At 69.0% G+C, this 22,412-nt stretch carries 12 protein-coding genes and 1 rRNA gene; 3 read left to right on the top strand and 10 right to left on the bottom strand.

What is annotated here, in order from left to right; genetic code table 11:
* Positions 1-32: 32 nt before the first annotated feature.
* From QE381_RS14650 to QE381_RS14630, 5 genes are all read right to left on the bottom strand, one after another.
* Positions 33-1,555 (bottom strand): 16S ribosomal RNA (locus tag QE381_RS14650).
* A 530-nt stretch (positions 1,556-2,085) separates the two neighbouring features.
* Entirely contained in the window at positions 2,086-3,579 is a 1,494-nt protein-coding gene (locus QE381_RS14645) for an SDR family oxidoreductase (protein ID WP_307220553.1), read from the bottom strand.
* A gap of 181 nt (positions 3,580-3,760) precedes the next feature.
* Entirely contained in the window at positions 3,761-6,184 is a 2,424-nt protein-coding gene (locus QE381_RS14640; RefSeq protein ID WP_307219327.1) for an FdhF/YdeP family oxidoreductase, read from the bottom strand.
* A 94-nt stretch (positions 6,185-6,278) separates the two neighbouring features.
* Positions 6,279-6,926, bottom strand: coding sequence for a phosphatase PAP2 family protein (locus QE381_RS14635; protein WP_307219325.1), 648 nt, complete (start codon positions 6,924-6,926; stop codon positions 6,279-6,281).
* A 44-nt stretch (positions 6,927-6,970) separates the two neighbouring features.
* Entirely contained in the window at positions 6,971-8,278 is a 1,308-nt protein-coding gene (locus QE381_RS14630) for a multidrug effflux MFS transporter (protein ID WP_307219322.1), read from the bottom strand.
* Positions 8,279-8,391: 113 nt separating this feature from the next.
* On the opposite strand from QE381_RS14630, the gene QE381_RS14625 reads away from it, so the two are divergent.
* Entirely contained in the window at positions 8,392-8,814 is a 423-nt protein-coding gene (locus QE381_RS14625; protein WP_307219320.1) for a hypothetical protein, read from the top strand.
* Positions 8,815-8,918: 104 nt separating this feature from the next.
* Positions 8,919-9,851 (top strand): alpha/beta fold hydrolase, encoded by a 933-nt coding sequence (locus QE381_RS14620; RefSeq protein ID WP_307219318.1) that lies wholly within the window; start codon positions 8,919-8,921, stop codon positions 9,849-9,851.
* 49 nt (positions 9,852-9,900) lie between these two features.
* On the opposite strand, the gene QE381_RS14615 is transcribed toward QE381_RS14620, so the two are convergent.
* The 4 genes from QE381_RS14615 to QE381_RS14600 form a co-directional block, all read right to left on the bottom strand.
* Entirely contained in the window at positions 9,901-12,333 is a 2,433-nt protein-coding gene (locus tag QE381_RS14615; RefSeq protein ID WP_307219316.1) for an HAD-IC family P-type ATPase, read from the bottom strand.
* Positions 12,334-12,420: 87 nt separating this feature from the next.
* A complete protein-coding gene (locus QE381_RS14610) occupies positions 12,421-13,392 on the bottom strand; it encodes a carbohydrate ABC transporter permease (protein WP_307219314.1) in 972 nt (323 codons plus the stop codon).
* Complete coding sequence (locus tag QE381_RS14605) at positions 13,392-14,732, bottom strand: carbohydrate ABC transporter permease (RefSeq protein WP_373426956.1); 1,341 nt, start codon at positions 14,730-14,732, stop codon at positions 13,392-13,394. The genes QE381_RS14610 and QE381_RS14605 overlap by 1 nt, the downstream gene beginning before the upstream one ends.
* 83 nt (positions 14,733-14,815) lie before the next feature.
* Positions 14,816-16,144, bottom strand: a complete 1,329-nt coding sequence (locus tag QE381_RS14600) for an ABC transporter substrate-binding protein (RefSeq protein WP_307219312.1) — start codon at positions 16,142-16,144, stop codon at positions 14,816-14,818.
* Positions 16,145-16,447: 303 nt separating this feature from the next.
* Between QE381_RS14600 and QE381_RS14595 the strand changes: the two genes are divergently transcribed.
* Entirely contained in the window at positions 16,448-17,479 is a 1,032-nt protein-coding gene (locus QE381_RS14595; protein WP_307219310.1) for a LacI family DNA-binding transcriptional regulator, read from the top strand.
* Positions 17,480-17,532: 53 nt separating this feature from the next.
* Here QE381_RS14595 and QE381_RS14590 read toward each other — a convergent pair whose 3' ends face one another.
* A complete protein-coding gene (locus QE381_RS14590) occupies positions 17,533-22,383 on the bottom strand; it encodes an ExeM/NucH family extracellular endonuclease (RefSeq protein ID WP_307219308.1) in 4,851 nt (1,616 codons plus the stop codon).
* Between the last annotated feature and the right edge of the window lie 29 nt (positions 22,384-22,412).

The raw sequence follows: 22,412 nt of genomic DNA, 5'->3' as shown, positions 1-22,412 counted from the left end.
TTCTGGACTCCGAAGAGTCAGATGCTCCTTAGAAAGGAGGTGATCCAGCCGCACCTTCCGGTACGGCTACCTTGTTACGACTTAGTCCTAATTACCGATCCCACCTTCGACGGCTCCCTCCACAAGGGTTAGGCCACCGGCTTCAGGTGTTACCGACTTTCATGACTTGACGGGCGGTGTGTACAAGACCCGGGAACGTATTCACCGCAGCGTTGCTGATCTGCGATTACTAGCGACTCCGACTTCATGAGGTCGAGTTGCAGACCTCAATCCGAACTGGGACCGGCTTTTTGGGATTCGCTCCACCTCACGGTATTGCAGCCCTTTGTACCGGCCATTGTAGCATGCGTGAAGCCCAAGACATAAGGGGCATGATGATTTGACGTCATCCCCACCTTCCTCCGAGTTGACCCCGGCAGTATCCCATGAGTTCCCACCATAACGTGCTGGCAACATAGAACGAGGGTTGCGCTCGTTGCGGGACTTAACCCAACATCTCACGACACGAGCTGACGACAACCATGCACCACCTGTTCACCAGTGTCCAAAGAGTCCCGTATTTCTACGGTGTTCTGGTGTATGTCAAGCCTTGGTAAGGTTCTTCGCGTTGCATCGAATTAATCCGCATGCTCCGCCGCTTGTGCGGGTCCCCGTCAATTCCTTTGAGTTTTAGCCTTGCGGCCGTACTCCCCAGGCGGGGAACTTAATGCGTTAGCTGCGTCACGGAATCCGTGGAATGGACCCCACAACTAGTTCCCAACGTTTACGGGGTGGACTACCAGGGTATCTAAGCCTGTTTGCTCCCCACCCTTTCGCTCCTCAGCGTCAGTTACGGCCCAGAGATCTGCCTTCGCCATCGGTGTTCCTCCTGATATCTGCGCATTCCACCGCTACACCAGGAATTCCAATCTCCCCTACCGCACTCTAGTCTGCCCGTACCCACTGCAGACCCGAGGTTGAGCCTCGGGATTTCACAGCAGACGCGACAAACCGCCTACGAGCTCTTTACGCCCAATAATTCCGGATAACGCTTGCGCCCTACGTATTACCGCGGCTGCTGGCACGTAGTTAGCCGGCGCTTTTTCTGCAGGTACCGTCACTCACGCTTCTTCCCTGCTAAAAGAGGTTTACAACCCGAAGGCCGTCATCCCTCACGCGGCGTTGCTGCATCAGGCTTCCGCCCATTGTGCAATATTCCCCACTGCTGCCTCCCGTAGGAGTCTGGGCCGTGTCTCAGTCCCAGTGTGGCCGGTCACCCTCTCAGGCCGGCTACCCGTCGACGCCTTGGTGAGCCATTACCTCACCAACAAGCTGATAGGCCGCGAGCTCATCCCTGACCAAAAAATCTTTCCCACCAATGACCATGCGGCCCTGGTGCATATCCAGTATTAGACGCCGTTTCCAGCGCTTATCCCAGAGTCAGGGGCAGATTGCTCACGTGTTACTCACCCGTTCGCCACTAATCCAAGGTGCAAGCACCCCTTCATCGTTCGACTTGCATGTGTTAAGCACGCCGCCAGCGTTCATCCTGAGCCAGGATCAAACTCTCCGTAAAAGAAAAAAGCCACACCATCGGGAAAACGACAATGCAGCGAGTTCAATCTGACCAAAGCTGAACCATCAAAACTGACGATCCAAACGCCTCCCCCACAAAGAAGGAGGACTTTGATCCAAAGGAATCTCAACCCAACCAAAAAGGCCAGGACGAGGTAAAATTGGCATTTGACAAGTGCACGCTGTTGAGTTCTCAAGGAACGGACGCTCCAACCATCAAGTCTCACGACCATCACCGCTGGGCAACCTCACTACCTTATCCGACCCCATCAGCGAGTCAAAACGGCGCTTCGCCTCGGATAACCGACGCAGTGGTCCCAGATCTGACCCGGATGAAACCGGACCCCCAATCTTAGACACAAGAAGCGGAAAACCGCAACCAGATCTTCGAAGGTAAAGGGGGATTCGTTCTCCGCTTGAGGGGGCGCAGGCTCTCGGCCTTCTCGCTCTTCCCTGTGGGGCTAACAAGTAATAACCTACGCCGACCCCACCCATCCAGCAAATCGCACCCGCATCCCGGGCGTGTCGCGCTCACGCCTCGGCGGCCGCCGTGATCCGGTTGGCCATCCCGCGGAAGATGAAGCCGTGGAACGGCAGCACGCCGAGCCAGTACAGCCGCCCCGCCAACCCGCTCGGGAAGAACACGGCGCGTTGCCGGTAGCAGGCTCCGGTCTCCCCCGCCGGTGCGGGTTCGCAGACCAGATCGAGCCAGGCCAGGCCGGGCACCTTCATCTCCGCACGCAGGCGCAGCAGATGCCCCGGCTCGACGCGCTCCACCCGCCAGAAGTCGATCACGTCTCCCACCGCCACGCGCGAACGACGGCGCCGGCCACGGGCGAGCCCCACTCCCCCGGCCACGCGGTCCATCCACCCGCGCAGCGCCCACAGCACGGGAGAGGAGTACCAGCCGTTACGTCCTCCGATGCCCTCGATGACCGCCCACAGTCGTTCCGGCGACGCGGTCGTGCGCGCCGTCCGCACATCGGTGAACACGGTGCGCCCGGCCCAGTCCGGGTCGCTCGGCAGCGGGTCCGAGGGCGCACCGCCGACCTCGGCATCCTGCCAGCTGGTCTCCACATCGTCGGCCTCGACGCGACCGAGCGCGAGGCTGACGGCGCGGCGGTACGGGGTCAGGCCCGTCGCCGGCGGCGGGATCAACGCGTCCACGGAGCGGTCCTTGACGATGCACTCGTTCTCGAGTGAGGCGATGAGCGGGCGCGCGATCGGCACCGGGACCGGCGTCACGAGCCCCACCCACAGCGACGCCAGCCGGGGCGTCAGGACGGGAAGCGCCGCGATCGCGCGCTGCCGCAGCCCCGCCTCGAGGGCATAGCCGTTCATCATCTGGCCGTAGCGGAGAACGTCGGGGCCGCCGATGTCGACCGCACGATTCACCTCGGGCGCGACGCGGGCGGCCCCCATGAGGTACCAGAGCACGTCGCGGACGGCGATCGGCTGGATGCGGTTGCGCACCCACCGCGGCGCCGGCATGTACGGCAGCACCTCGGTCAGGTGACGCACCATCTCGAACGAGGCCGAGCCGGATCCGATGACGACGCCCGCCTGCAGCACGAGGGTCGGCACGCCCGAGCGCAGGAACACCTCGCCGACCTCGACGCGCGAGCGCAGATGCGGCGACAGCGTCACGTGCTCGGGGTGAAGCCCGCCGAGGTACACGATCCGGGACACGGATGCGGCCGCCGCCCCCTCGGCGACGGTGCGCGCCACGCGCAGGTCGGTCTCCTCGAAGCCGGCGCCCGCGCCCATCGAGTGGATGAGGTGGAACACCACGTCGACGTCGCGCATCGCGAGGCCCACCGCATCCGCATCGTCCGCGGAGCCTTCGACGATCTCGACCTGGTCGCCCCAGGGAAGGCCCGTCACGCGCGCCGCATCGCGAGCGAGCACCCGCACGCGGTAGCCGGCGTGGACGAGCCGCGGCGTGAGGCGTCCGCCGATGTAGCCCGTCGCGCCCAGCACGAGCGCCCGCGGCGGCTCACCGTCCTCGCGCGGGCGGGCCCGCAGCGCGGACTCGAGCCCGGTGGGAGAGCTGAGATCCTGCGCCCGCGTGGCATCGCTGGCGTCGGCGGGCTCGGTGTCGGTGTCGGTGTCGGTGTCGTCGGCGAGGTCGCTCACAGCGTCACGGTAGAGCCGCGACCCGAGGGACAGGCCCCCCTTGACTCCGCGCGATTCGTCGCTCGCTCCGCTAGGCCGCCCGCTCCAGACGGACGACGACCGCCTTCGAGGTCGGTGTGCCCGAGACGTCCGCCACCGACTCGAGCGGCACCAGCACGTTCGTCTCGGGGTAGTAGGCGGCGGCGTTGCCCCGCGGCGTCGAGTACGCGACGAGCCGGAAGGCCGGCGCCCGGCGCTCCTGCACCGCGCCGTCCGGCGCCGTCCACTCCGAGACGAGATCGACGACGTCGCCGTCGGCGAAGCCGAGCTCGACGATGTCGTCGGCGTGGAGGAGCACCACGCGGCGGCCGTCGTGGATGCCGCGGTAGCGGTCGTCCTTGCCGTAGATCGTGGTGTTGTACTGATCGTGCGAGCGCAGCGTCTGCAGCAGCAGACGGCCCTCGGGGATGTGCGGGTACTCGAGCGGGTTGGCGGTGAAGTGCGCCTTGCCGTCCGTCGTCGCGAAGCGTCGTCCGTCGCGCGGCCCGTTGGGCAGGAAGAACGTGCGGCCCTTGTCGATCCGGCGCTCGTAGTCGTCGAACCCCGGGATGACGTTCTGGATGTGCGTGCGGATGAGCGCGTAGTCGTTCTCCAACGCCGACCAGTCGGCATGCGGCACGTTCGCCGGGTGCGCGAGGCCGACCGGATCGACCTGCGAGGCCTGCTCGACCGGATCGCGCTCGACCTGGTGGCGATCGACATCCCCACCATGGGAGGCCGAGGCATCCGGAGCCGAGCCGCTCTCGCCGAACAGCAGCCCGCACAGCCGCGCGATGATCGCGACCTCGCTCAGCAGATCGTCGGAGGGCGGCGTGAGCCGGCCCCGTGACGAGTGGACCGCCCCCATGGAGTCCTCGACGGTGATGCGCTGCTCGCGTCCGCCGCGCACGTCGCGGTCGGTGCGCCCGAGGACCGGGAGGATGATCGCGCGCTTGCCGGTGACGACATGGGAACGGTTGAGCTTGGTCGAGACCTCGACGGTGAGGTCGAGGGTCGCGCGGGAGCGCTCGACGATCTCGGTGTCGGGGGTCGCGGAGACGAAGTTGCCGCCCAGAGCCATGAAGAAACGGGCCTTGCCGGCATCCATCGCCCGGATCGCGGCGACCACGTCGTAGCCGTGCTCACGCGGCGAGGAGAACGAGAACTCGGCGTCCATCGCGTCGAGGAAAGCGTCGGCAGGCTTCTCATAGATGCCGACCGTGCGGTCGCCCTGCACGTTCGAGTGCCCGCGCACCGGGCACACGCCCGCTCCGGGCCGCCCGATGTTGCCCTGGAGCAGCAGAACGTTGACCACCTCGCGCAGCGTGGGCACGGAGTGCTTGTGCTGCGTGAGCCCCATCGCCCAGCAGACGATCGTGGCCGGAGAGGTGCGCACGGCCTCCGCGATCTCCCGCATCTCGGCCTCGGACAGCCCCGTGGCCGTCTCGAGCTCCGACCAGGATGCCGCGGCCATCGCGCTCGTGTACTCCTCGAAGCCGCTCGTGTGCGCGGCGATGAACGCGTGGTCGAGCACGCCGCCCGCGCGCTCCTCGACCTCGAGGAGGTGCTTGCCGATCGCCTGGAACAGCGCCTGGTCGCCGCCGAGACGGATCTGCACGAAGCGGTCGGCGATGGCGGTGCCGCCCAGCAGCACCCCCTTGACCGTCTGCGGGTTCTCGAAGCGCATGAGCCCGGCCTCCGGCAGCGGGTTCACGGCGATGATCGTCGCGCCGTTCTGCTTGGCCTTCTCGAGCGCGCTCAGCATCCGCGGATGGTTGGTCCCGGGGTTCTGGCCGGCGACGATCAGGAGCTTCGCGGTGTGGATGTCCTCGATCGAGACCGTCCCCTTGCCGATCCCGATCGTCTCGGTGAGCGCGGAGCCGCTCGACTCGTGGCACATGTTCGAGCAGTCCGGCAGGTTGTTGGTGCCGAGGCCCCGCACGAGCAGCTGATAGAGGAAGGCCGACTCGTTCGAGGCGCGTCCGGAGGTGTAGAAGATCGCCTGGTCCGGGTCGTCGAGACCGCGCAGGGTGTCGGCGATCTCGCCGAGCGCCTCGTCCCAGGAGGCGGGACGATAGTGCGTGGCCCCCTCGTCGAGGATCATCGGCTGCGTGAGCCGCCCCTGCTGACCGAGCCACCAGTCGTCGTGCGTGCGCAGCTCGTCGAGCGAATGGGACGCGAAGAACTCGGGGCCGACCGTGCGCAGTGTCGTCTCCTCCGCGACGGCCTTGGCGCCGTTCTCGCAGAACTCCGCGACGTGACGGTGGTCGGTCTCCGGCCAGGCGCATCCGGGGCAGTCGAATCCGTCCTTCTGGTTGACGCGCAGCAGGGCCCGCGCGCTGCGGACGACGCCGGCCTGCTGGTACGCGATCCCGAGGGCGTGCATGACCGCGGGGACGCCCACCGCGACCTTCTTCGGGTGCCCGACGCGCAGCTTCGCCTCGTCGATGTCGTCCTTCGGTGCCTTCGTCGCCATGCCCCGATGCTACCGCCGGACCCGCGAGACCAGTCCGCGGCGCCGAGACCGGCGGTTTTCTCGCCGGTCTCGGCGCGCCGGACTGGTCTCGCGGTCAGAGGACGGGGCGACGCGGGAGCGGGGCGGAGGGGAGCGGGGGCGGGGGCGCGAAGGCGGCGGCCACCACGAGCGCCGCGCCGGCCCCGACCAGCGCTCCGCCGAGCACGTCGCTCAGCCAGTGCGCGTGCACGGACGTGCGACTGAGGCCCATCACCACGATCCAGCATGCGCCCAGGGCGCCCACCCACCACCGCCCGAACACGACGGTGGCGACGACCGCCACGGTCGCCGCTGCCGCCGTATGGCCGGAGGGGAAGGAGCCGTAGTCGCTCAGGACGAGGATCTCCTCCGGGCGCGCGCGGCCGAAGAGGTGCTTGAGCACCTGCACCGCCACGGCGCTGACCAACTGCGCCGCCACGAGGTAGAGCGCCGCCCACCGTCGCCCCACGGCGACCAGCGCGGCGGCGCCCCCGAGCGTCACGAGCACGATGCTCACCCACACCCCGCCGAGCACGCCCAGCACGCGACCGAGACCGTGGACCACCGGCGAGTCCAGGTCGACGAGCAGGGTGTTCCACCAGGCGTCGATCGCGAAAGGGCCCGAGCCCCGCAGGAGCACGGCGGCTCCGAGCACGCCCGCCAGCAGCAGGAGAAGGATGCCGACCACGAGCGTCCGCGTCGGCGGGTGCGGGACACCGTCCATCGCCCCATTGTGCCGCCCCGCAGGGCTCAGGACGTGAGCAACGCTCAGGGCGCGAGCAACGCCACGGTCCGCGGCCGCACGACGAGCCAGAGCGCCGCGACCGCGATCACCGCGCACCCGACCATGACCGACGCCATGGTCGTCGCCGTGATGCCCGCATCCTTCGCGATCCACCCCACGAGCGGCGACACGAGGCCGGCGACCCCGAAGTTCGTGGCGCCGATGATCGACTGCGCCGTGCCGGCCGCCGAGCCGTGGCGATCGAGCGCCAGCACCTGGACGCACGGCAGCGTGAACCCGCACGCCGTGATGAACACGAACAGGGGAACGATCGTGCCCCACAGCCCCCAGCCGAGCTGGTCGGTCACGATGATGGCCGCGCCGGCGACGACGAGGACGGCCGTCGAGAACGCCATGACCCACTGCGGCCCGAACCGCGCGGCGAGCCGCGACGCGGCCTGCACTCCGATGATGATCCCCAGCGAGTTGACCGCGAACAGCAGCCCGTACTGCTGCGCGTCGAATCCGTAGCTCTGCTGGAACAGGAACGAGGATGCCGAGAGGTAGGAGAAGAGCCCGGAGAAGCTCATGCCGCCGATCACGAGCACCCCGACGAACACGCGGTCGCCGAAGACGCTGCGGTAGCGCTGCCACACGGTCGTCGAGCCGCGCTCCTCACGCCGCGCCTTCGGCAGCGTCTCGGGGACCAGGAACAGCGAGCACACGAGCATGACGGCGCCGTACAGCGCCAGCACGACGAAGATGCCGCGCCACGGCATGACCCCGAGCAGCCACGAGCCGACGAGCGGGGCGAGCACGGGCGCGACGCCCGAGACGAGCGCGAGTCGCGACAGCATCACGACCAGCCGCTTGCCGCCGAACAGATCGCGCACGATCGCCGCCGCCACCACGCCGCCCGCCGCCGCGCCGGCGCCCATGACGACCCGGGCGACGCCCAGCAGCAGGAGGTCGGGGGCGATCGCGGCCGCGACGCTCGCCACCACGTGCAGGGCCGTGACGGCGAGCAGCGGCACGCGACGCCCGACCTTGTCGCTGAGGGGCCCGACGATCAGCTGACCGACGGCGAAGCCGATCATGGTGCCGGTGAGGGTGAGCTGGATGGCGGCCGCGGTCGTGTGGAAGTCGGCCTCCAGCACCGGGAACGCCGGCAGGTAGAGGTCGATAGTGAAGGGGCCGAGCGCCGTGAGCGCCCCCAGCAGCACCACGTAGACGGCGCGACGGCGGGCCGTCATGGCATCTCCGGGGTGCAGCACGAGCGGGGCGGTGCGCGGGTCGCGCCCCAGGGCGCGGATCGCGCCGGTGGACGGCCGCGGGTCGACGGATTCGGGCACGTCAGTTCCAGTTCACGAGAAGGGGGACGGCGGTCGAAACGATTCGACGCCGGTGTCCGATGCTACCGGACGCGGCCGCCTTCCGCTCCGGGCGGGCGCGCTATCGTGGGGCCGTGACGGAGAAGCACGTGCGCCGCCCCCTCGTGGTGACCCTCGCTGTCGTGCTCGTGACGGTGAGCGGGCTGCTCAGTGTCGGCCTCGGCATCCTCATCCTCCTCAGCCGCTACCGGGTCGCCGAGTCCGACGTCCTGACGGTCTCGCTCGTGGGGGCGGGAACCATCCTCTTCGGGCTGCTCACGCTCGCCGTCGCAGGCGGCATCCGCAGGGGCAGCCGGCTGTCGCGGCTCCTCGTCACCCTCTACGCCGTGCTCGAGCTCGTCCTGCACGTCGTCACGATCGTGACGAGCGACACCTGGGACGCGTCCAGCGCGCTCGACATCCTGCTCGGCCTCGCCCTGCTGGTCGTGGTGTGGGCGCCGCCCGGGTCGCGCTACTTCGTCTCCCGGGAGCCGGCGCCGGATCCGATGGCGGTCTGATCGACCGCGTCCGGCGCCGCGCGGTTCTAGGCTGGAAACGCGGCCGTCCTGCGGTGTCCCCGCGTCCGGCGGGCACGCGGCGCGGCGCGGACGAGGAGAAGACGATGGCGTTGCACGAGGTCGAGTTCGCTTCCGCGAACGGGCGGGACACGATCTTCGGATGGATCTACGAGCCGGTTCGGCCGGCCCGCGGCATCATCCACCTCATCCACGGGCTCGGCGAGCACTCCCGCCGCTACCTGCCCCTCATCGTGACGCTGCTCGACGAGGGATTCGTGGTGGTCGCCGGCGATCACGCCGGTCACGGCAAGACCGCCATGACCAGCGGCGTGTGGGGCGATGCGGGCGACGACGCCGACCGCGTGGTCGTCGAGGACGAGTGGACGCTGCAGGAGCTCGCGCGGGACCGGTTCCCCGAGCTGCCGGTCGTCGTGTTCGGCCACTCGTGGGGCTCCATGATCGCGCGCGGGCTCGCGCAGACGCCGCGCGCCGCACTGGCGGGCCTGGTCCTGGGCGGGATCGCCGCGCAGATGGAGGGCATCGAGCAGCGCATCGATCGCGTCGCCCTCGCGGCCGAGACCGACACCTCACGCCCGGCGCCGGACGCCTACGGCATCGCGATGTTCACCGACTTCACCAGCCGCTACGGCGAGGGAGCCGGCCCCACGGACTGGATCGCCGCCGACGCGGACGTCGTGCGCGATCACGGGCGCGACCCCCTCAACAACTTCGGAGCGCCGCTGACGACGCGGTTCCTGCAGGGGTTCGTCGCGCTCTACGACCGGGTGAACGGGGACGATTGGTACGGCGGCGTCCCGGCCTCGCTCCCGGTGCTGATCCTCGCGGGCGACGCCGACCCGGTGGCCAACTTCGGCGAGGGCGCCTACCACGTCGGGAACCGTCTCATCGACTCGGGCCATGCCGACGTGCGGGTACGGGTGTACTCCGGCTTCCGCCACGAGGTGCACAACGAGCCCGAGATCCGGGCCGACGTCGCACGGGAGATCGTGACGTTCGCGTCGCGCGCGACGAGCTGACGGGCCGGCCGGCCGACCGGCCGACGGTCAGACCTCAGACGGGCAGACCTCAGACGGCGGCACGATGGGCGGCCGTCGCCCGCAGATCGCGCCGCACGAAGCGCAGATGGAACAGCCGCACGATCTCGATCAGACAGATCGCGGCGATCGTGTAGCCGGTCAGCACCCACGCGGCCGCCTCGCCCGGATCCGTCAGCTCGAAGAACACCGAAGCGAGCGGGATCGTGAACAACGCCGTCAGGGCGATGAACATGGCTCCGATCACGACGACCTTGTAGCGGTTGAGCGGGCGGGAGAGGACAGCGAGCACCCAGATCCCGACGATCGCGAGGATGATGGTCGACCCCGTCCGCAGCTGCGGCATCTCGACGCCGAGCGCTCGGCAGGTGAGGGTGTACCCCGCGAGCGTGAGGGCCACGACGATGCCCGAGGGGATCGCGAACGACAGCGAGCGGCGGAGGAACCCCGGCACGTAGCGGCGCGCGTTCGGCATGAGCGCGAGGAAGAACGCCGGGATGCCGATCGTCAGGCCGTCCGTGATCGAGAGCTGCCGCGGCAGGAACGGGAACTCCAGCACGAGGCAGCCGAAGAGGATCGCGAGTCCCGTCGCATAGGTGGTCTTGGTGAGGAACAGCATCGAGACCCGCTCGATGTTGGCGATCACCTGTCGACCCTCCGCGACGACGTCGGGCAGGTGCGAGAACCTGCCGTCCAGCAGCACGAGGCGCGCGACCGCCTTGGTCGCCGCGGCGCCCGAGTTCATGGCGATGCCGATGTCGGCGGTCTTGATCGCGAGGGCGTCGTTGACGCCGTCGCCGGTCATCGCCACCGTGTGCCCCCGGCTCTGCAGCGCCACGACCATGTCCTTCTTCTGGTCCGGCGTCACCCGGCCGAACACGGTGTGCCGCTCGAGCACGTCGGCGAGCGCCTCCTGGTCCTCCGGCAGCATCCGCGCGTCATAGCCCTCATCGACCTCGACCCCCACCTCTCGGGCGATCGCGGCGACGGTGCGGGGGTTGTCGCCGGAGATGATGCGGATGCCGACCCCCTGCTCACCGAAGTACGCCAGCGTCCGGGCGGCGTCCTCGCGCACCTGCTCACGGAACGTGACGACCGCCACCGGCTCGACGTCAGCCGGCAGGAGCTCGGCCTCCTGCTCGGCCGGGGTCAGCGGATGCGGCGAGCGGCCGAGCACGAGCGTGCGCAGTCCGGTCGAGGCCAACCGGGTGACGGCCGCGCCCAGCGGGTCCGCGACATCCGTCGCCCGCGCGCCGAACACCATCTCCGGCGCACCGAGGACCCAGGTGCCCGTGTCGCCGAGGGTCGCCGCGCTCCACTTGCGCGCGGAGGAGAACGGGATCGTGGCGGACGCGACGAGACGGGGGTCGGGATAGGCCTCGCGGAGGCAGCGCGCCGTCGCGTTGGCGTCCGGGGCCGCGCCGTACCAGCCGAGCGCCGACTCCCAGCCGGGCACCGCGTCCGGCAGCGCGAGCGCCCCGTCGTACGCGATCTCGCCCACCGTGAGCGTGCCGGTCTTGTCGAGACAGACGACGTCGACGCGCGCCAGTCCCTCCACGGCCGGCAGCTCGTTGACGAGCACCTGCTTCGAGGCGAGCCGGGCTGCTCCCACCGCGAAGGCGATCGAGGTCATCAGGACGAGTCCGAGCGGGATCATCGCCGTCAGCGAGGCGACGGTGTTCACGACGGCCTGAACCCAGCGACCGCTCTGGAAGACGCTCCCCCAGCCGCCCGCGACCTGCACCTGGGCGTTGAGCACGAGAAGCCCGATCGGCCCGATCGCCCACCCGACCCAGCGCAGCACCCGATCGATCGAGGAGCGCAGCTCGCTGCCGACCATCGAGAAGCGCTTGGCCTCGGCCTGGAACGCGTTCGCGTAGGAGTCGGCGCCCACCCGCACGACACGCGCCTCGCCCTCGCCCCCGACCACGACCGAGCCCGACAGCGCTTCGCTCCCCGCGGGCTTGTCCACCGCATCCGACTCGCCCGTGAGCATGGACTCGTCGATCTGCAGGGCACGCGAGCCGAGCACCTCGGCGTCGGCGGCGACCTGATCCCCGGCGCGGAGCACGAGGATGTCGTCGAGCACGACCTCGGCCGGCGCGATCTCGATCTCGGCGCCCGAGCGTCGCACGCGCGCGCGGGGCGCGTTCAGCAGGGCGAGCCGATCCAGCGCCGCCTTGGCACGGAACTCCTGGACGCATCCGATGATCGCGTTGGAGAACGCCGCGAGCCCGAACAACGCGTCCTGCCACCGGCCGACCAGCAGCAGCACGAGGAAGCATGCCCCCACGATGCCGTTGAACAGCGTGAAGACGTTGGCGCGGACGATGCTCCAGACCGAGCGACTCGTGTCGGCGTCATAGGCGTTCGTGCGTCCCGCGGCGATCCGCTCCGCGACGTCGGCTTCGCCGAGCCCCGTCGTCGCCTGGCCACCCGCCGTCTGGTCCCCCGCCGTCGCCATGGCCTTCACCCTATCCGCGAGACCAGGTCCGCGCGCTGAGACCGGCGGGCTCATCGCCGGTCTCAGCGCGTCGGACTGGTCTCGCGGTCAGCCCTTCGTCGCGCCGGCCAGCAGACCGCGGACGAAGAACCGCTGGAGGGCGAAGAACACGATCAGCGGCACGATGATCGAGATGAAGGTACCGGCCGACTGCAGGTACCACTTGTTGCCCCACGACCCCGACAGCGAGTTCAGCGTCTGGGTCAGCGGCAGCGACGAGCTCGGCGCGAAGATCGTGGCCACCAGAAGGTCGTTCCACACCCACAGGAACTGGAAGATCGCGAAGGACGCGATCGCCGGCATCGCGAGCGGCAGGATCATCCGGAAGAAGATCTGCCCGTGCCCGGCCCCGTCGACGCGCGCCGCCTCGATCAGCTCGCCGGGGATCTCGCGGATGAAGTTGTGCAGCAGGAAGATCGCCAGCGGCAGCGCGAAGATCGAGTGCGCGATCCACACGGTCGCGAAGCTGTGCTCCACGCCGCGGAGGGCGAAGCCGGGGAAGATGTTCACGTCACCGATCGTGAGGCCGCGCGAGAAGAGGCTCAGCAGCGGCACGAGCGCCATCTGCAACGGCAGGATCTGCAGCGCGAACACGAACGTGAACACGGCGCTGCGCCCCTTGAAGGGGATCCACGCGAACGCGTAGGCGGCCAGCGACGCGAGCGCGATCGGGATGACGGTGGCCGGGATCGAGATCGCGAGCGAGTTGACGAACGACTGGCTGAGCGTGAGCGCCGTGCCGCCCGAGGTCAGCGCCTCGACGTAGTTCTGCAGCGTGAAGCTCGGGTCGACGAAGACGGTCCACCACCCGGTCGAGTTCGCGTCGGCGCCGGGCCGGAACGACGTGACGAACAGGCCGAAGGTGGGGATCGTCCAGAAGATCGCGATGACGATCGCCGTGATCGTCGCGCCCTTGGACGTGAGGCGCTTGTGCGCCTCGCTCTCGCTCTTGCGTGCGCGGCGCGCCTCGTCGCGCACGGCCTTGCGGCCGATCGTGGGGACGGTGTCGATGGAAGCCATCAGCGGATCTCCTCCTGCTTGCGCATCTGCCGCACGTTGTACACGATCAGCGGGGTCACGATGAGGAACAGCACGACCGCCAGCGCGGAAGAGTGGCCGTAGCTCTGGAACCGTTGCTGCTGGTTGACCATCTCGAAGGCGAGCACGGTCGAGTTGGAACGACCGCCGGTCATGACGGCGACGATGTCGTAGACCTTGAGGGAGGCGATCGTGATCGTGGTGAGCACCACGATGAGCGAGGAGCGGATGCCGGGCACCGTGACGTTCCGGAACCGCTCCCAGGCGTTCGCGCCGTCCAGCTGGGCGGCTTCCAGCTGCTCCGTGGGAACGGCCTTGATGGATGCCGAGAGCACGACCATCGCGAAACCGGTCTGGGTCCAGATGAACACGACCAGAAGGCAGAAGGTGTTGATCAGCGGCTGCGCGTCGAGCCAGCTGACGGGCTCGCCGCCGAACATCGTGATGATCGCGTTCAGGATGCCGACCTGCTGGCCCTGCCGGTAGTCGTACACGAACTTCCAGATGATGCCGGCGCCCACGAACGAGATCGCGTAGGGCATGAACAGGAAGACCTTCAGCAGCTTCTCCCCGCGTGCACGGTCGATGAAGGCGGCGTAGGCCAGCCCGATCGTGGTCGAGAAGATCGGCGCGACGACACCCCAGATGAGGGTGTTGATGACCGACCAGAAGCCCTCCGGGTTGGTGAAGGTCCAGATGTAGTTCTCGAACCAGACGAAGGTGTCGCCCGTCTTGTCGAAGAACGACTGGTAGACCGTCGAGATGGCCGGGTAGACCAGGCCGACCAGCAGCATCGTCGCCGCCGGCGCCAGGAAGATGACGAGCTGGAACACGTAGCCGGAACCGGCTCGTGCACGGTAGTCGGCGAAGAACAGCAGCGCGCCGGCGAGGAGGGCGATCGCCACGACGTACACGACCGCGTTCTGGTAGGGCCGCAGCAGCAGGAAGGCGATCAGCGGGACCACGATGCTCGCGGCCAGCCGCAGCCAGAAGTAGCCCCGCCCGGCCCGCGGCGCGTACTCGATGAGCACGAGGATGACACCGACGACGACGCCGAAGACCACCAGCACGAGGGGGATCTGCACGAGCGGGTTCAGCCCGCCCAGCCAGACGAAGAAGCTGTTGAGCGAGAAGCCGATCGTGGTGGGAGCGGCATCTTTGTTCCCGCCACTGGTCAGCAGCAGGATCAGCATGACCACGAGGCCCAGACCGGCGACGACCGCGACGATGCCGGCGATGCGTCTCATGGTCCCGGATGGCGCGCCCTCCGGCGCCTCGGAGGTCACGGGCGGTGGAGCTTCGGTGGTGGTCGGCGTCGACATGTACTCCCCTTGGTTCGGGCTCGCTCAGGTGAGAGGGGTGGGGCCACCCGCGGAACGGGCGGCCCCACCGTGCGAGCGATCGATCAGTTGTTGTAGCCCGCCTGGATGTCGGACAGCACCTGGTCGGTCGGCTTGCCGTCGATCCAGTTGACCATGCCCTTCCAGAACGATCCCGAGCCCACCGACGCCGGCATGAGGTCGGACGCGTCGAAACGGACGACGGTCTTCGGGTCCTGCAGCGTCTTCATCGCGTCCACGAGGAAGGGGCTGGAGGCCAGCGAGGCGTCGGCGTTCTTGTTGGCCGAGATCACACCGCCGAGCTTGACGCGGGCGTTGGCGAAGTCGGGGCTTGACATGTACTCCAGGACCTTCTTGACGTTGTCCGAGTCGGAGAACGCGGTCACGAACTCACCACCGGCCTCGACGTAGGTGTCGCCGCCGGCCTTGACGCCCGGGAGCAGGAAGGCGTAGACGTCGCCGTCCGGCGCGACCGTCGGGGTCTTGCCGTCGGCGGTCTTCACGTCGAGGAAGTTCGACGAGAGGAACGAGGCCTGGTGCGTCATCGGGCAGGTGCCGTCGGCGACCTTGGCGGCCACGTCCGCGAACGCGGTCGAGTTGATGCTCTTGACGTCGCCGAAGCCCGCGTTGACGTAGCTGGGGTTCAGCAGGATGCCGCCCAGGGCGTCGAAGGCGTCCTTGACGGGCTGGTCGGTGAACTTGACCGTGCCGGCGACCCACTGGTCGTACACGTCGGGGCCGGACTGGCGCAGCACGAGGTCCTCGATCCAGTCGGTGCCGGGCCAGCCGGAGGCGTCGCCGGAGCTGAAGCCGGCGCACCAGGGAGCGGCACCCGTCTTCTGCTGGATCGTCTGGGTGAGCGTCAGGAGCTCGTCCCACGTCTTCGGGATGGAGACGCCCCACTCCTTGAACTTCGCCGGGGAGTACCAGACGTAGCCCTTGACGTTGGCGAGCATGGGCGCCGCGTAGAACGTGCCGTCGACCGTGCCGTAGGTCTTCCAGTCCGAGGACCAGTTCTCGTCGACGTTCTTGGAGACCGCGTCGGTGGCGGGCTTGACGTCCCCGGTCCCGACGAGGCTCTTCAACAGACCGGGCTGGGGCACGATCGCGATGTCGGGCGCCGAGCCTCCGGCGACCTTCGTGACGATGTTGCCCTCGAAGCTCTTGTCGCCCGTGTACTCGACCTTGATGCCGGTGTCCTTGGTGAACTGCTCGAACGACTGGTTCAGCAGATCGGCCTCGGACCCCGTGATGCCTCCCGCGATCTGGACGGTCCCGCCGCCCGCGTCGCTGCTGCCGCCCGAGGGGCTCTCGGCGCAACCGGCGAGTGCGAGACCGGCGATGCCGGCCAGGGCGATCGGCACCAGGACGCGGCGCCGTGTTGTTCTGAGCATGTGATTCCTCTCCTCATTGAGTGCGGACGTCTGTTGTCCGACACATCAGATCCACTCAGGAACCGATTCCACGCAACAGTAGGGGAATCGGACCGGGATCACAATACAACCGGATCACGACTCGGTAAAGGTCGCGATGGGAGCGCTCCCTTTCGAAAATATGAGAGATGGGAGCGCTCCCTCGGCACGACACGCGTCCATGGGAGCGCTCCCCAGCGATGGCCACAATCCTGAAACCGATTCCACATTGTGCGAGGAGCCCCTAACATGTGAGAGGGTCATCGCGGACACGGAGGAGCACACATGAGCGGGATCGTCGACGTCGCCCGCCTTGCCGGGGTGTCGAAGTCGACCGCGAGCCGTGCGCTGAGCGGAGCGGGCTACGTCTCCCCCGCGACCCGCGATCGTGTCGAGCGGGCGGCGACATCCCTCGGCTACGTGCCCTCCACCAACGCGCAGAGCCTGTCGACGGGGCGCACCCAGAACGTCGGCGTGGTCATGCCCTACGTCAACCGGTGGTTCTTCTCCGAGGTCCTCGAAGGCGTGCAGTCCGCCCTCCTCGCCCGCGGCCTCGACCTCACGCTGTACGACGCGACGCCCGGGTCGCAGCGACGGCGGCTGATCTTCGACGACTTCCTGGCGCGCAAGCGGTTCGACGGGCTGCTCGCGATCGGCGTGGAGCCGGAGGAGGACGAGCTGGACCGGATGCTCTCGCTCGGCAAGCCCGTCGTGAGCGTCATCGGCCCGAGCCCGCGCACGAGCGTCATCACGATCGACGACGAGGATGCGGCGCGGCGCGCGACCGAGCATCTGCTCGCCCTCGGTCACCGCCGGATCGTGTTCCTCGGCGCGGGCTCCGAGACCCGCTGGCCCCACGTCGAGTCGGCGCGGGTGGCCGGCTACCGGGCCGCGATGACCGACGCCGGGCTCGCCGACGAGATCCGTCAGGTGCCCGCCGTGCTGTCGATGCCCGACGGCTACGCGGCCGCCGTCGACATGCTCAGCGACGCCCGCTCACGGCCCACGGCGATCGTCGCCGCGTGCGACGAGGTCGCCGTCGGCGCGATCGTGGCCGCCCGACGTCTCGGCATCCTCGTGCCCTCGAGCCTCAGCGTGATCGGGATCGACGACCACGAGTACGCCGACATGTTCTCGCTCACGACGCTGCGTCAGGTGCCGCGCGAGCAGGGGATCACGGCGGTCGAGCTGCTGGAGCAGCACATCGAGGACCCCTCTCGTCCCCCGGAGCAGATCACCATCAAGCCGCGGCTGATCGTGCGCAACTCCACGGCGCCGATCGGCCAGGGGGCGATCCCCCGCATCGACCTGGCGTGATCACGACGGAGGGGGAACCGGTTCCGGCTCCCCCTCCGTCGTCGAGCGTCTGCTCAGGCGCGGCGTCGACGCGTGACGATCCGGGCGCTCAGCCCCAGCCCCAGCAGCAGCACCGCGGCGAACACGATGCCGCCCAGCGGGCCGCCGTCGCCGCCCGTCGCCGCGAGCTCGCGGATGCCGACGGCCTGCCAGCCGATGACGTTGCCCGCCGCGTCCTGCACGACCAGCCGGTGATCGCCCGACACGTTCGCCGGCAGGGTGACGGTCACGTTGCCCGCCGCATCCACCTGCTTCCATCCGAGGAACACCGGGTCGGAGTGCAGCCAGACCGCGACCCACTGGCCGGCGTAGGCGACGCCGATGTGGATCGTGATCGTGGCGCCCACCGAGAGCTGGCCGCCGCCGGCGTTGATGATGTTCTGCAGCGTCGAGGTGAGCGCGCTCTCCGGCGCGGGGGTGCTCGGCTGCGTGGGCTGGCCACCGCTCGCCCCGCCGCCGTCCCCGCCGCCCGTCGCGGCGAGGACCGTGAGCGGCAGTCGCACGACCGTTCCGCTGTCGGGAGCGGTGAGCACGATCTCGACGGCGCCCGTGACCCCCGAGGGGAGCGTCAGCGCGACGTTCGCGATCCCGTCGTGCACCGCGATGGGCGCGTACGCCGCATCGCCGATCCGGGCCTCGAGCGTCGTGTTGACGGGCGAGCCGAGCGAGGTCAGGTCAAGACCCGAGACCTGGAAGCTCACGAGGCCGCCTTCGGCGACGGCCGCCGGGAGCCCCGTGACCTGGGCGCTGCGGCTCGCGAACGAAGGCGAGAGCGGCGAGTTGGTCTGCAGGTACTGGATCCACGCATCCCGGTCGATGAGGCCCGAGTCCCGCGTGTCGGTCCCCTGGGCGAGCGTGCGGAAGTTGTCGCCGCCCTGGAGCAGGAAGCTGAACGACCCGACCCGGTACGACTTCGCAGGATCCAACGGCACGCCGTCGATCCAGACGCTCGTGATGTGCGAGCCCTGCGGCGCCTGCGCGTCGTAGGTGTACGACACGTTGTCCGAGAGCCCGAGCTGCAGATAGGGGCGCGAGGGCACGTTGCCCTTGTCGTCGAGCTGCCACTGCTCCTCCAGCACGCTCTTGAACTGCGCTCCCGTCAGTGTCGTCGTCCACAGGTTGTTCACGAACGGCAGCACGGCGTTCGCCTCGGCGTAGGTGATGACGCCGTCATCGCCCTTCCGCAGCTCGGCGCGCAGACCGCCGGGGTTCACGATCCCGATCTCGGCGCCACCGCGGTCCGCGGCGCTCAGCGACGAGACCAGCGAGTCCGCCACGAGGTTGCCGAGCGTGGACTGCTTCGCGCGGTTGTCGCGCACCGAGCCCACGTACGCCGTCGTGATGTCCGCGGTCACGGAGCCGACCGGCTGGTTGCCGATCAGCGTCGCCGCGGCGATCGCCGCATCCACGATCCCCTTGACCTCGGCCACCCGCGGGTAGGTCGCGGTCAGCGTGGCGTCATCGGTCGTGGTGCGCGCCACGTTGCGGACCGTGGACGAGAGCACGCGACCGGTGGTCGGGTCGAGCGTCAGGACGACCTGACCGATGTTCTCGCCGTAGCTCCCCGTCTGCAGGACCGGGCGCGTGGCACCGGGCACGCCGGGCACCGGCGCGTTCCATGCGTACTTCTTGTGGGTGTGCCCGGTGAAGATCGCGTCGACGGATGCGGAGGTGTTCTGCACGATCTGCGCGAACGCCTTGCCTGCGGCGAGCTCGTCCGCCAGCGAGGCGCTCTCCGCGTCGCCCGCGGCCGCGCCCTCGTGGTACTCCGCGATGATCACCTGCGCCTCGCCGTTGCTCGGGTCGCCGTCGGTGAGTCGCGCAGCCACCCGGTTGACGGCCTCGACGGGATCGCCGAAGTCGAGCCCCGAGATCCCGCCGGGCGCGACCAGCGAGGGCGTCTCCTGCGTCACGGCACCGATGACGGCGACCGTGAGCCCCTGGACCTCGAAGGTCGTGTACTCGTCCAGCGCGGGTGTCGTCGTGCCTTTCACGTAGACGTTCGCCCCGAGGTACGGGAAGTCCGCCTCGTCCGCCACCCGGCCGCTGAGGTCGGAGAAGCCCTTGTCGAACTCGTGGTTGCCCACCGCGGAGGCATCCAGTCCGAGCGCGTTCAGCACGTCCAGCGTCGGCTTGTCGTCGGCGGACGACGAGGCGAACAGCGAGGCACCGATGTTGTCACCGTCCGAGAGGAACAGCGTGCTGTCGGGGTGCTGGGCGCGCAGCTGCTCGATCGTGCCGGCGAACTTGACCGTGTTGGTGTCGATCCGACCGTGGAAGTCGTTGATGTTCAGCAGGTTCAGCTCGACCGGTGCGACCTCCGGCAGGTCGACGCCGACGACGATCGGATCGTGGTCGCTCGACCGATAGGGCGAGGCGTCGTAGAAGTTCGTCGCGTTGTAGTTGTACCGGCTGTACTCGAGCGCGATCGACTCGCCCGCGTTGATGTTCCAGATGTCGGCACCCGTCACGGCCTTCTCCGCGTCCGGGGACGCGAGGATGTGGTCGAGCGAGCCCGACGCGCCGTCGAACGAGTAGCTGTACTTGCCCGTCTTGGAGCCCTGGTCGACGTACCCCGCATCCGTGAGCACCCGGATCGGGTCCTCCTTCGTGTACGCGTTGAAGTCGCCGATCAGGAAGACCTTCGTCGTGCCGAACTTCTGCTGCAGCGTCGAGGAGAAGCTCAGGAGCTCCTTCGCCTGGGCGACGCGCGCACCGTTTCCGGCACCCTGACCGTCACCGGCGTCGCCGTCTCTGCTGCCGCTCGCGCGCTTCGACTTGAAGTGGTTGACGATCGCGATGAACGCCTGGTCGTCGGACGCGCCGACGCGCGCGAACGCCTGCGCCAGCGGCTGCCGTGCGTTCTGGAACGCCTCGGCATCATCGATCACGCTCTCGCCGACCGGCTTCACGGCGGCCTTCTTGTAGATGAAGGCCGTGCGGATCACATCCTCCTTGGCGGGCACGGCGGCGGGCGAGGGCACGTACGCCCACTCCTCGGCACCGAGTGCGGCGTTGAGGGCCGCCACCAGGGTCGCGACCGCGGCGTCCCGGTCCTTGCCCGCGATGGTCGAGTTCTCGATCTCCTCGAGGGAGACGACCTCGGCGCCGAGGCCGTTGATCGCGGCGACGATCTTGGCCTGCTGCCGGGCGAGGTTGGCATCGTCGGCCGCGCCGCGCACCGAGGGACCGTTCGAGCAGGTGTTGACCGTGATCGGGTTGCCCTCGCGGTCGTTGTAGAACGTGCAGGAAGCGCCGGCGGCGACCGCATCCTCACCCGTGGTGGGGAAGTAGTTCAGCACGTTGAAGCCGGCGATCTGGATGTCGCCGCCGACGTCCGCGGGAGAAGACGTGCGCGTGTTCGCGAACGTGGCCGGCTGCACCGAGGCGGCGTTGTCGACCGTGAGCTGCTGGGTCGGCTGCAGGTTCCACTGGCTGTTGCGGTACTCGAGGACGACGGGGCGCGTGAAGGTCACCGCGGCCCCGACGCGCACCGGCGCCGTGGTGGAGAGGTAGGGCAGGGGGATGGACGTGTTCGCCGCGGAGGTGAAGTTCAGCGACGAGCCGTCGTCGAGCGTGACGGCACGAGCCGCGTTGTCGGCGACGGCCGCGGTGTACGCGTCGGTGCCGGGGGCGGCGACCTCCGTGGGCGTGAGCAGCGGCCGGTCGCCGGCGGCGAGGCCGATCGAGGCGTAGTAGTTCGTGTCGTAGGTGTCGCTGACGGTGAACGCCCCCTGGGGCGCCAGCAGCATCCCTTCGAGGCGCTCCCGCTCGGCGTCGGTGGCGGGCCAGGAGACCGCGGCGGGCGTGACCGGCGCGACGCTGTCGGAAAGCACCGTGACCCCCGAGGCGGCGGGGCTGATCTCGGTCGTGCCCCGGTATTCACTCACCGGGCCCGTCACCTCGACGTAGTCGCCGACGGCGACCTTGGCGACGGCGGAGGAGCCGAAGACGAAGACCGCGTCGGATGCGGTGTGCGCAGCCGTGTCGATCGCCCCGCCCGTGCCGGGCGTCTGGATGTAGAAGCCGTTGAACCCGCCGCGCGGGTAGGCGGCCGTGACGACACCGCGGGTCGTGACCGTGGTGCCGGCCAGCGGGCTGGTCTCGCCCGTGCCCTGGATGGCGGCGATCGGGGTGACGCCGTCGGGTGTGGTCGGAGCCGAGCCGGACTCGCTCGGCTCGGGCTGGGGCTCACCGGACTCGCTCGGCTCCGGCTGCGGCGTCGACCCGCCCGATCCCGAGGACTGCGGGGTGGGGGCGGCGACGGTGAAATCGGCCGAGTTGACGTTGGTGTCGGCGCCGTCCGTGCGTGTCGCTGCGGTGGTGTTGCTGAGCTTCGCCGCTGCAGACCCCTCGAAGGTGTTCGCGCCGTAGCCGATGAGATCGACGACCTGCGCGGCGCCGACCACACTGCCGGTGCCCGGGTTGATCGCCTCGGTCGTGTCGGCGAGCCACACCGTGCCGGCGGTCCCGCTCATCGCGATCGTGCCGGTCGCGTCAGGGGTCGGCAACGGCGTAGTCCCGCCGGATCCGGCCGCCTCCGCGACCAGGTAGGTCGCGCCGGGCTCGATCGAGCCGGTCAGCGCCGTCACCCCCGTCGCCGCTCCCGTGCCGGTGCCGCTGCGGTACTGGACCGAGTACCCCTCGAGCGAGAGGGCGGTGTCGCCGGCGTTGTAGAGCTCGATGAAGTCGTTCGTGTAGGTCGCGCCGTTGTTCCCCCCGCCGCCGTAGACCTCGTTGATCACGACGCGAGCGCCGGTCGCGGCGCTCGCGGGGATCGGAACGAGCACGGCCGCGCCGAGGACGGCACCGACCCCGAGCGCGGACGTGAGGGAGAGGCGACGGCCTCGCTGGGAAAACAACATGAGTCTCCTCTGGATTCCTGGTGCAGACC

The sequence above is a fragment of the Microbacterium sp. SORGH_AS_0888 genome, from assembly GCF_030818905.1.
In the GTDB taxonomy this organism is placed as follows: domain Bacteria; phylum Actinomycetota; class Actinomycetes; order Actinomycetales; family Microbacteriaceae; genus Microbacterium.
This window is presented reverse-complemented; position numbering and strand designations above follow the sequence as displayed.